The following is an 11,435-nucleotide window of genomic DNA, read 5'->3' as shown; positions in this document are numbered from 1 at the left end:
GCATTGTCGACTGGCAGCATCATAGGGGGCTCTGGGCCCCGAAGATCACGATACTGACAGCCGCGTGACGGCGGCGCGCCGACGGACCGCCGAATGTTCGATTGTTATCGGAAAAATCCTGGCGTCCGTTTCTCAGCTCAGAGAATGCGAACCAGAATCTCCGAGTGACCTGCACGAATGATGTCGCCGTCTGCCAGCTGCCAGTCCTGGACCGGTGCGCCGTTGACGGTGGTGCCGTTCGTGGATCCCAAATCGGACAGCATCGCGGTGCGGCCGTCCCAACGGATGTCGATGTGGCGACGTGAGACGCCCGTGTCCGGGAGGCGGAACTGAGCTTCCTGGCCGCGGCCGATGACATTACTGCCGTCGCGAAGCTGGAAGTGGCGTCCGCTGCCGTCCTCGAGCTGCAGGGTTGCCGTCAGGCTCTGGGCCGTCGGTGCGTAACCGCCCTGCGGCTGGGCGTAGCCCTGCTGCGGGTAGGCCTGCGTCTGCTCGAAGTTGCCGCCCTGCTCGTAGCCGGCCTGCTCGTACGGCTGCTGTGTGTACGCCTGCTGGTCGTAGCCGCCCTGCTGGTAGCTCTGCTGGTCGTAGCCCGGCTGATCGTACGACTGGCCGTTGTACGGCTGCTGGTAACCCTGCTGGTCGTAGCCACCCTGCTGGTAGCCCTGCTGGTCGTACCCACCCTGGTACGCCTGCTGGCCGTAGCCCTGCTGGTCGTACGGCTGCTGCTGGTAACCCTGCTGGTCGTAGCCGCCGCCCTGCTGGTCATAGCCCTGCTGGTCGTAGCCGGCCTGCTCGTACGGCTGCTGCTGGTTCGGGTACGCCTGCTGGTCGTAGCCACCCTGCTGCTGGTTGTAGCCCTGCTGGTCGTCGCCCGTGCGGTAACCGTCGCCGCGGTCGTAACCGTTCTGGTACGGCGCTTCCTGGCCCTGCGGAGTGGCGTAACCGCCGTCGTCGTGGGAGTACCCGTTCCGTGCCGGCTGCTGCGGTTCGGGCTGGCGACCCGCCGGTTCGCGGCTTGGTTCGTAGCCTGAGTTCTGCGTCATGGGGCCGGCTCCTGGTTGTGACGGGACTGGATTGGAAACAGGGGGAACAATCGGTGCGGGTCGCTGAGGCGGCCGTTGTGGAGGCCGCGACGAAACCTGCGGAACATGCGACGGCGGTGATGCCTGCTCGGCGTCACCATCCGGGTCGACGGTTCCGCGGGTGCGGAACTGACCGGTGTGGAGCGTAGGCGAAGGCTCGAAAGTGACCGAGATGTCGCCGTACGTCTGCCAACCCTGATCGCGGATGAAATCCTGCAGGTGTCGGCTGAAAGCTTTGGTCGTCAGTTCGCGATCGGCTGCCAACTCTTCGTGATCGGAGTTGTTGATGGTGATCACGTAGTTGTTGGGGGCGAGAAGGATTCCGCCGCCGAGGTGCTCGACGCGGTCACGTGCCTCCTGCTGGAGCGCCGCCTCTACTTCCTGCGGCACAACACCACCACCGAAGACCCGCGCGAATGCGTCGCCGACAGCTCCTTGGAGCTTTCGTTCGAAACGCTGCACGATGCCCATCGGGCCCTCCTCTCGCCTCGCATCTACGACGGCAAAATGCTCGGCAAGTAGCGCCGGCACCGCCTTGTCGCGTGTCGTCCAAACTGCTGTACAGGTTCCACGGTACTGTCAAATGTCGCTTCGGCAGTACCTGGCCGCTGTTTCAGCATGGTATCGGTTCTGGGCTTTTGGGTGCTCGGTGTTCACCGATTCGTGCCCTGATCTGCACGAATAGAACTTTCAAAGTTTGTCGTGATAATGTTTCGGCGTTGCTCGGGCGAGTGGCGGAATGGCAGACGCGCTGGCTTCAGGTGCCAGTGTCCTTCGGGACGTGGGGGTTCAAGTCCCCCTTCGCCCACCACAAGACGAGGCCCTAACTCCTTTGAGTTGGGGCCTCGTTTTTTTGTTGTCGGCTAACTGGCCGCAGCCTGAATGAAGCTCAGAACGAAGTCCAATGCGGTGCCCGCAAACGGGTCGCCGACTGGTTGAGGGGCCGCGGCGGGCGCAGTGATCTGAGGGGTCATCATCCCTGGCGGCAGTGTGCCGGGCGGGAGATTGATGATGGCGTTGATGTCGTAGATGGTGTTGCCGGGACCGTTGGTCACCGCGAAAGAGATACTGCCGAAGTCGACGACCGGAGTGTCGGCTGATGCAGTACCCACTGCACTGCCGAAGGTGATCGCGGCAGCGAGCGCGCCGACACCGAGGGCCGCGGTGGTCCGGGACAAACGAGTAGGTGTTTCGAGTCCATTCACAGATGTGCTCCCTTTCGTGGTGACAGCATCCGTGCAGGGGACGCCGAGCAGCCAGGAGATTGCAACCACTATCGAGGAAGATAACGGACATTCACCCCATGGCGGGGTGGTTCGGCACGAAGTGCTTCGTCCTTCTGGATCTACCGGAATGGAGGTTGCCGGCGGACTGCTAGTGTCGGAATTCGCAATGACGTGTCCGGTAGTCACCGCTTTGATCGGTACGGCGGCTAAGAAGGATGCGGCACCAGTGGCATATTGAAGAATCGATTGGCGAGGTCAATGAAAATCGCCTCGGGCGACTGCCGGATCTGCGGCCCCATCCATCGGTCCAAGTGGTTCGCCTGATTTCCCCTTGTCGTACAACTGTTTTCGAGGGTGGGGGCCCGCCTCGCTAATTTTCGGGTCAGACAACCGCCTCTTATGTCCGTTAAGCCGCTGACCGAGATCGGACGTCGAAGATCCAGCCTTCGGATGGCGATGCGGACCGGTTCATAGTAGGTCCGGTATCCGGAATATCACTGTCCGCCAAGGTGACTCAAACAGCATCGGGGTAGCGCAGCAAATCGCCGTCCGAACCTGGCCGTGGTCGCGGACAGAAGTAGGCCAGTCGAGCACCCGCACATCCTCTTCGGAGCGGGAGCGCTCAACCGACCGCCTTCTGATCGATTGCTGACTCGTAGAAGGCATCCGCTAGCGCAACGATGACACCGTTGATGCCGGACCCGTCGGTGAAGAAGTAGTCGGCCATAGTGTTGTGGGCCTCCTGATTGTCGACGACCGCCTCAGTAACCGCCGCTTGGAAGTCCTGCGACTCCATGAACTGCTTCTTCGAGTTCACCTTGGTCTGGTTGACAAGGTCCGGATAGGCGAGGAGTCGCTGTACCAGCCCCAGTACGAACTCACGGATCTGCGACTCGGCGAACGCATCGGCGCCGAAGAGGTCGTTCATCTTGTCGATGACGACCTGCAAGGCAACGTATTTCGGTTCCTTCCGAGCACCGGTGCCGGCGGCGCTGATGCCCTTGAGCTGACCGTCACCGGTCAGCGAGATGTCGACCGCAGCCGCCTTGTTGTGCTTGACCCCGACCAGGACCACGTCGGAGAGATCGATCTCCGCAGCCCAGGACGAGTCTGCAATCACCTTGTCCAGCAGCCGCAGGAAGATCGACAGCATCTCCATGTACGGGTCGCCGTAGTCAACGATCTGACTCATGAAGTCGTAGAGCCGGACGTAGGTGGAGACGTCCTTGCGGAACAGGTCGAGAGTGTTGAGCGTGACTTTGTCGTCAGCCTCGATCGCCGCCGCGTAGCGACGCGCGAAGTCGTGCTTGGCCGGGCTGATCGCGGCCGAGAGCGCGTTGTTACCCTTGCGGGTGACCCACAGTTCAGCGACGTCACGCACCTGCTCCGGGGTGTAAATCCCGGCCTGGGCGAGCTTGGTGGCGAGGTGGACGACGACGTACGGGTCGGTCTCGGTCTCGAGGGTGGCACCGGTGAAGTACGGCTCGAACGCGGCCCGGATGTCCTCGGGTTTGTTTACGAAGTCGATGACGAACGTCTTGCGCTTCTGCTCCCCGCTCGCAGTGCGATGGGTGCGGTTGAGCCGGGACAGCGTCTGCACGGCGGTGACCCCGGAGAGCTTCTTGTCGACGTACATCGCAGAGAGTAGTGGCTGATCGAACCCGGTCTGGAACTTGTTGGCGACCAGCATGATCTTGTACGTCGCGCCTTTGAACGCGGCGGCCAGGTCCGAGCCGGCACCGGGGTTGAGGTTGGCCTCGGTGAACTCGTCGTCCTTGCTCGGCTGTGGCCCCCAGTCCGACGACCACTGCTCGTCCTCGTCCATCGTCACCGAGCCGGAGAAAGCGACGAGGGTGCGGTAGCTGTACGAGGCGTCCTCGGCGGCCCGCTTGGCGATGTAGGCGTCGATCGCCTTCTTGTACTTCACCGCAGCCTTGCGCCCGTCGGTCACAACCATCGCCTTCGCCTTGCCCTCAAGTAGGTGGGCGACATTGGTGTGGAAGTGCTCGACGATGATCTGCACCTTCTGGCTGATATTGGTCGGGTGCAGCTTCACCCACCGCATCAAACCCTTACGCGCCGCGGACTCCTCCACCTCACCGCCGTCGCCGCTCTCGGCCTTGCCGGCAATCTTCAACGCAGTGTCGTAGGTCTGGTAGCCCTTGAGCACGTCGAGGATGTAGCCCTCCTCGATCGCCTGTCTCATCGAGTAGAGGTGGAATTCGACCGGCTTCCCGTCAGGCCCCTTACGGCCGAAGAGCTCGAGGGTCTTGTTCTTCGGCGTCGCGGTGAACGCGAGGTAGGAGATGTTCTCCGACTCGGCCCGTTCGGTCATCTCCGCGGCAAAGTGCGACTCGACGTCGACCTCACCGCCATCCTCGATCTCCTTGACCTCCTCCGCGGTCAACACGGCCTTGAGCTTCGAGGAAATCTGGCCGGATTGCGAGGAATGCGCCTCATCTGCGATCACCGCGAACCGCCGCCCCTTCAGCGATGACTTCTTCCGGATCTCGTCGAGGGCGAACGGGAAGGTCTGCACCGTCACCGCGATGATCAGCTCCCCGTTCTTCAACGCGGTTGCCAGCAGCCCGGATTTCGACTTCGCGCCAGCCTTGCGGACGTCTTCGGGACTGATCGTGGCCACGATTTTTCCGGACCCGTCGATTTGCCGGATCGCGTCCTGGAGTTGCCCGTCGAGGACGGTGCGGTCCACGACCACGATCACCGAGTCGAAGACCTTCTTGTCGTCCACGTGCAGCCGTGCGAGCCGGTGTGCGGTCCAGGCGATGGTGTTCGTCTTCCCCGACCCTGCCGAGTGTTCGATCAGGTAGCGCTGCCCCACCCCCTCCTCGCGCACGGCGGCCACGATGTTTGTCACGGCTTCCCACTGGTGGAACCGAGGGAACAGCATGCTCGTTCGCGACACCGATGTACCGGTCGCCACGTCCCATTCCTGCTTGGTCTCGACGATCATCAGTCGGCCGATGATGTTCAGCCAGGCGTCCTTGTCCCAGACTCGCTCCCACAGGTACGCCGACGCCGACTGCCCGCCCTCGGCCGGCGGGTTCCCCGCGCCACCCTTGTACCCCATGTTGAACGGCAGGAAGTGTGTTTTCTGGCCCTCGAGCCGGGTGGTCATCGCGGCCAGGTCGTTGGAGACCGCGAAGTGGACCAGTGCCCGGTGCCCGAACGACAGCAGCGGCTCCGTGCGCCCGTTGGTCAGCGGATTCCGGTCCTTGCGGTACTGGTTGATCGCATCATCGAGAGACTGGGTGAAGTCGGTCTTCAACTCGACTGTGGCGACCGGGATTCCGTTGACGAAGAAGACCAGGTCGATGCTGCGCCGGTCGGCGGTGGAGAAATGCACCTGCCGCATCACCCGCACCCGCATCGCCGCGTACTGCTCGTTGGTCGTCGCGTTCAGACTGGTCTCGGGGCGGAACTGCGCCATCTTCAAACGGCCACCGCCGATGTACTGCACTCCGTTCCTCAGGATGTTCAGCGTCCCGCCACCATGTTCGAGGGGCTTGTCGAGCGCCGCGACAAGTACGTCGAGGAACTTCGCCTGGGACCCCGCCGCCTTCAACGCCTTCTCGTACGCCGCCTGCTGGGTCTCTTGCAGCCAGGCGAACAGGTCCTCGGGAACCAGCGCCCGCTCTCGGTCGTAGTCGGCATCGTTCGCCGAGGACAGCCACCCGTGGGACTCTAGGTGCGCGCAGATCTCGGACTCGAAGACGACCTCGTTGTGATCGGCCATCACGCCACCATCCGGACGTCGATTTGCCCCGTGACTGCCGCCGTGATCAGCGCCCCCCGCCGCTCCTTCGAGAGCTCGATAAACCGCTCGGCCTCAGCGATCAACACGTCAATCTTTGAGGTCTGCTCGGCCAGATACGTAGCGATCCGTCGCTGCTCGTCTCCGTTGTCGGGTGCAGAAACCCGGAGTCCCATCAGGGCTCCAGCGGTCAACTTGGGCTGCGCCGATCCAGAAACAACGGTGGTGACGTCGAGCGCCTCTAGTCTCTGGGCCCAGAAGTCGACGTCGCCATCGCCCAGAGGGCGAAGGACGTGGGCGTGGTTGTTCACCCAGTAGCGCCCTTTGGCAGCAAAGGCTATCGGAGTCGAGCGCATCAGGAGATTGGCTCCATCTTCAGAGACCAACACGAGCGGTTCATCGAACAGGTAGCCGTCGACCTGGTCGATCACACCGGATGCTCCGTAGTAGTCGAAGTCACCGCGGCGGTCGGCACGCTCCTCTCCGCTTAGCGGGATGCGCTGACCGTCGAGACTCTCCGTCCAGTGTCGGACGGCCTTGACGGTCCAATGGCGCGGGACCAAGCCGACCATAGGGTCACCACTGTCGCGGAGTTCGACGTCCTCGTCCACTCCGAAGCAAACGACGCGGGCCACCAGCGCGCGACGGCGCTCGAGGAGCATCTCGATCAGGCGCTGCTGCTCTTCGATAAACGTGTCGATGCGAACCGTCTGAAGATCGAGGTAGTCGGCGATGACACGCTGCTGTTCGACTCCGGGCAGCGAAATCTCGATCGTCTTCATCTCGTCCCAGTACAGGCGCCACTGAGACGGGCGGATGCCTGTGGAACGGAGAGCGTACTGGTCAATCAGGGCGCGCGAGCGGAGCAGGCTATGGAGAAAGCGGCGGTCGTATTGGGGAATAGTTGGCCGAAGGACCTCGTAGTCCGGGCTGACGATGCCCTGGTGCTTGGAGATTCCTAGCGAGCCCTGCCACGCCTTCATCCGGTTCACGACGAGGTCGCCGGGCTGCACAAGCTGGTAGTTGCTCAGATTTTCGGGCGTCCGGTTGAAGTTGTCATTGCGGCTGTCCTTCGGGATCACGCCGTAGTCACGGTAGACACTGAGGACCATCGTGTCCTCATGTCCGCGATCGGAGACCGGCTGGAACAGCCAACCGAGTCGAGTCGTAGTCCACGACTCGGACACGACCGTCGTACTCACTGCTCGACCTCCCGCAGCAGGCCGAGTATCTTGGCGACTTGCTTTTCCAGGTCGGCGTCGATTTCGGCGAGGGGGCGGGGTGGGACGTACTTGTAGAAGTGGCGTGTGAAGGGGATCTCGTAACCGGTCTTGACCTTGGCCCAATCGATCCAGGCATCGGGAAGGTGGAGTTTCACTTCGGCGTCGAAGTACGCCTGGATCACCTCGGCCTTGCCAGCGGCGCCAGCGGTCGAGCCGCCGAAGGTGAAGGGGACCTTCTCGGTGTCACGCTTCTTCGAGTCCGGCTTGGGCTTGCCCTTGCGGTCCACGACCGGGTTCCCGTCCGCGTCGAAGAGGGGGCGCTCGACAGTGAGGGTCCAGTAGCCGAACTCGTCGTTGCGCAGCACCTTGGAGTAGTCCGGGTCTGCGTCGGTGAAGTCGGCATACAGCTTCACCACCTCGGCGCGGTCGGTGTCGCTGATCTCGCGGCCCTTGGAGCCGAGGTTCTTGCGCATCTTGGTCCAGAACGAGGTGCCGTCGATGAGCTGAACCACGCCCTTGCGGTCGGGGTGCTTGGTGTTGTCGAGGATCCATATGTATGTGGCGATGCTGGTGTTGAAGAACATGTTGGTCGGCATCGCGACGATGGCCTCGACCAGGTCGTTCTCCAGTATCCACTTGCGGATGTTGGAGGGGCCAGACTCGGCGGCGCCGTTGAAGAGTGGCGAGCCGTTCATGACGATGCCGACGCGGCCGCCGCCGTCCTCGGGTGCGCGCATCTTGTGGGCCAGGTGGAGCAGGAAGAGCATCTGCCCGTCCGAGCTCGACGGGAGGCCGGGGGCGAACCGGCCGTAAGGGCCGGCTTCGTCGCGCTCTTTCATGACCGCCTTGGCATACTGTTTCCAGTCGACGCCGTACGGCGGGTTGGACATGCAGAAGTCGAAGTGACGACCCGTGAACGCGTCCTCGGTGAGTGTGTTACCGAAGGCGATGTTGGTCGCGTCGTGGCCCTTGGCGAGTAGGTCCGACTTGCAGATCGCGTACGACTGCCCGTTGTACTCCTGGCCGTAGAGGCTCAGCTTCGCATGGGGGTTCTGTTCGAGGAGGTGCTCTTCGGCCAGGGCGAGCATGCCGCCGGTGCCCGCGGTGGGGTCGTACAGCGTGCGGATAATGCCGGCCTCGGTCAGATCGGCGTCCTTCTCGGCGAAGAGCAGGTCGACCAACAGCCGGATCGCATCCCGTGGGGTGTAGTGGTCTCCGGAGGTCTCGTTCGCGGCCTCGTTGAACTTGCGGATGATGTACTCGAACGCATCGCCCATGTCTGCGTTGGAGACGACGTCCGGATGCAGGTCGACGGCCTTGAAGGACGTGATGACCTCGCGCAGCAGCTCCGCCTTCTCCAGTGCGAGGATCTCCTTCTTGAAGTCGAAGTACTCGAACACGTCAACATCAGGCGAGAACCGGTCGATGTAGTCGGCCAGGTTGTCCGCCAGCCCGTCGGCGTCTTTGAGGAGGTTCGCGAAGGAGTAGTTCGAGGTGTTGTAGAACGGCCGCCCAATGGCCTTCTTGACCTCGATCTTGAGCCGGTTGGGGTTGTCGTACTTCGCCGCTAGCTCGCGCATCGTGTCCCGGTCGGGCTCGATGATGCAGTCGAGGCGGCGCAGGATTGTGAGTGGAAGGATCACGTTGCCGTACTGGTTGGGGCGGTAGGGGCCCCGAAGTTGGTCGGCGATCGACCAGATGAAGCTACCGAGGGTGCTCACAATGCTCCTTACGAGGCTCACTCAACGACGAATATTGGACGCCCAGCGCGAGCCGTGCATGCCGTCCGAACAGGCGGCGCACAGGCTGCAGTGGTCGGTGCGTCGCACGAACATCATTGCGCACCACGAGGCTTACGTGTGCCGCGAGGTCAGCAGGGTCAGCGAATCCGTCGCGGTTGCCTTCCTCGCAGTGAAAGTTCCCTGGCGCCCCGGTCCGGATACCCGGAGAGTGTGTCTCATTTCCTTGGAATTGAACACCCGGCCGTTCGGGTGTGAGATCGAGATTTGCCCCAGCTCGTCGTGTCTCAGAAGTACGTACCAAAACTAGCGTCCCAGCATTGTGCTATGTGCCGACTTAAGAGACCGTTCCAGTATGAGTACAGCGACCCACACCGGACACCTCGTAGGTCACGCCATCGTCACCATGCGATGCGCTCCAGGACGGCGAGTCCAGTGGCTGAGCTCGGCACCATGGCCAAAGACTTCTCGTTCATGGCCGCCTATGTGATGTGGACCATATTGCGGACTTTCTGCAGATTGCTGATTTCAGAAAAGACCGTATGTGGCCGAAGTAGTGAGACTTCCTGGAGGCTCGAGACAACTACCTTCCCCATGGCTGGCCCGACACCGCGGCGCTACCTGCCGATGCGAAAACCTCGGCTTGATTCGCTGAACCCGCCTGATTTCCAAGGACTCCTCCGGTCACCCCGCTTACTAGTTGGACCCCTGCTGCGAAGGCCGATGGTTCGAAGCATTCGCCCCCTGCTTTTCGTCTACGTGTGTCCGAAATGTCGTCCCCATCGGGGACGCCTCAACCCCGCGCCTTCAGCGCCGCACGCGCCGCATTGAACCCACCCATCCCGTGGACCCCGCCGCCCGGGGGAGTCGCGGATGAGCAGAGGTACACGCCCGGGGCCCCGGTGGCATAGGGGTCCAGCCCGAACCGGGGGCGCGCGATGATCTGCCGCGCAGTGTTCGCCCCCGCGGAGATGTCGCCACCCACGTAGTTGGGGTTGTAGGCCTGCATCTGCGGCACATTGCGCACGTGGACGCCCACGATCCGGTCCCGGAACCCCGGCGCAAAGCGCTCGATCTGACGTGTGATCGCTTCTGTGGCGTCACCCGGATAGCCATGCGGCACATGCGCATACGCCCACACCGGGTGGATGTCTCCCACAGATCGGGAGGGGTCGGCCAAGAACTGCTGGCCCAACAGAATGAAGGGCTTGTCCGGCATCTGACCCCGCACGGTCTGGCGTTCGACAGCAGCAGTCTCCGAAATCGTCCCGGACAGATGCAGGGTGCCGGCCTTGCGGGCATGCGGATTCGTCCACGGCACGACGCTTCCGTCGGAGTCACCACGCACGGCGTAGTCGACCTTGTAGGCGGCGGTGCCGTAGCGGAATTTGCGGTAGGCCCGGGCAATGCGATCAGGCTGCCGGCCGTCGAGCAGACGACCGGCCGCGTCGGGGGCGATGTCGAGCATGACGATGTCGTAACCGGCGATCTGGGAGTAGTTGGTGACCCAGTTCCCGGTTTCGATGGTGCCACCGAGGCTGCGCAGGATCGAGGCGAGCGCCTCCGCAATTGATCCTGAACCCCCTTGCGCCACAGGCCAACCGTGAGCATGAGCGGCCGCAGTGAGCATCGAGCCGACAGCACTGGAGAGAGGAAGGGTGAGCGTCCCGAACATGTGCGCCGCGACGCCGCCGAACAGTGCCCGCGCCTGTGGGGTCTTGAACATCCGTGCGAAACCCGTCGCGGGAAGCAGAGCGCCCGTCCCGAAACGGGCGAGCATCAGCGGGTGCTTCGGAACGTGCACGATGGGCTGGAAGACGTCCTGCACCAACTCGTCGAAGTTCTCGGATAGGTATCCGAAGACGTCGAGCCACCTCTTACCGTCGACACCCAGTCCCTCAGCGGTCCGGTTGATGTCGCGCCACAGAACCCCGGCGGTGCCGTCGTCGAGTGGATGGACCAGATCGATCTCGGGCCACAGCCACGTCAGGCCATGCTTGGCGAGCCCGAATTCGCGGTCGAGTTCCTTGAAGTAGGGAGAAGCCAAAGCGGTGGGATGGAAGGCGGAGCAATCGTCGTGGACGAGTCCGTCGACTATGTATTCGCTGCTGCGGGTGCCACCGCCGATCTTGTCCGCACCCTCGATGACATGAACGTCGATTCCGGCGCGGGCGAGTTCGATCGCCGCCGCGAGACCGTTGGGGCCACTGCCCACCACTACTGCTGTTGTCATTTGCTCTTCGCCACCCGTCTTCTCAAGGGTGAGCCTACGGAAATTACAGCGATGGCATTCTGCGAGCAAACAATTCAGGCCTAGACCTTGGTTGATCGATCAACTTTTGTTACAGTTCGAGGCGCACTGGCCGCAGCTGATTTTCATCGCTGCG

6 protein-coding genes and 1 tRNA gene are annotated in these 11,435 nt (G+C 62.7%); 1 reads left to right on the top strand and 6 read right to left on the bottom strand.

The window, feature by feature from the left end; all coding sequences use genetic code 11:
* Positions 1 to 137: 137 nt before the first annotated feature.
* The gene (locus ABIE52_RS21730; RefSeq protein ID WP_042920727.1) at positions 138 to 1,556 is read right to left on the bottom strand and encodes an FHA domain-containing protein; all 1,419 of its coding nucleotides are present in this window, start codon (positions 1,554 to 1,556) and stop codon (positions 138 to 140) included.
* 254 nt (positions 1,557 to 1,810) lie between these two features.
* Here ABIE52_RS21730 and ABIE52_RS21725 point away from each other — a divergent pair.
* Positions 1,811 to 1,896, top strand: a tRNA-Leu gene (locus tag ABIE52_RS21725).
* Positions 1,897 to 1,948: 52 nt separating this feature from the next.
* Here ABIE52_RS21725 and ABIE52_RS21720 read toward each other — a convergent pair.
* The 5 genes from ABIE52_RS21720 to ABIE52_RS21700 all read right to left on the bottom strand — a co-directional run bounded on the left by ABIE52_RS21720 (position 1,949) and on the right by ABIE52_RS21700 (position 11,281).
* Complete coding sequence (locus tag ABIE52_RS21720) at positions 1,949 to 2,290, bottom strand: hypothetical protein (RefSeq protein ID WP_064688157.1); 342 nt, start codon at positions 2,288 to 2,290, stop codon at positions 1,949 to 1,951.
* 643 nt (positions 2,291 to 2,933) lie between these two features.
* On the bottom strand, positions 2,934 to 6,068 hold the full coding sequence (locus ABIE52_RS21715) for a type I restriction endonuclease subunit R (protein WP_192712809.1): 3,135 nt from the start codon (positions 6,066 to 6,068) through the stop codon (positions 2,934 to 2,936).
* Positions 6,068 to 7,198, bottom strand: coding sequence for a restriction endonuclease subunit S (locus tag ABIE52_RS21710; RefSeq protein WP_192712810.1), 1,131 nt, complete (start codon positions 7,196 to 7,198; stop codon positions 6,068 to 6,070). Before ABIE52_RS21710 ends, ABIE52_RS21715 begins: the two co-directional genes overlap by 1 nt.
* Positions 7,199 to 7,284: 86 nt before the next feature.
* Entirely contained in the window at positions 7,285 to 9,030 is a 1,746-nt protein-coding gene (locus tag ABIE52_RS21705; RefSeq protein ID WP_192712811.1) for a type I restriction-modification system subunit M, read from the bottom strand.
* Positions 9,031 to 9,841: 811 nt separating this feature from the next.
* Positions 9,842 to 11,281, bottom strand: coding sequence for a phytoene desaturase family protein (locus ABIE52_RS21700; protein WP_192712812.1), 1,440 nt, complete (start codon positions 11,279 to 11,281; stop codon positions 9,842 to 9,844).
* Positions 11,282 to 11,435: the final 154 nt, after the last annotated feature.

It is taken from the genome of Rhodococcus sp. OAS809 (assembly GCF_040546695.1).
GTDB lineage: Bacteria > Actinomycetota > Actinomycetes > Mycobacteriales > Mycobacteriaceae > Rhodococcus_F > Rhodococcus_F qingshengii.
The sequence above is the reverse complement of the archived record's forward strand: the minus strand, read 5'-3'. Positions and strand labels throughout refer to the sequence as shown.

Excerpts from the sequence above, each read along its gene's own strand:
- ABIE52_RS21730 (WP_042920727.1), bottom strand. The coding sequence starts at position 1,556 with ATGGGCATCGTGCAGCGTTTCGAACGAAAGCTCCAAGGAGCTGTCGGC.
- ABIE52_RS21715 (WP_192712809.1), bottom strand. The coding sequence starts at position 6,068 with ATGGCCGATCACAACGAGGTCGTCTTCGAGTCCGAGATCTGCGCGCAC.
- ABIE52_RS21710 (WP_192712810.1), bottom strand. The coding sequence starts at position 7,198 with ATGGTCCTCAGTGTCTACCGTGACTACGGCGTGATCCCGAAGGACAGC.
- ABIE52_RS21700 (WP_192712812.1), bottom strand. The coding sequence starts at position 11,281 with ATGACAACAGCAGTAGTGGTGGGCAGTGGCCCCAACGGTCTCGCGGCG.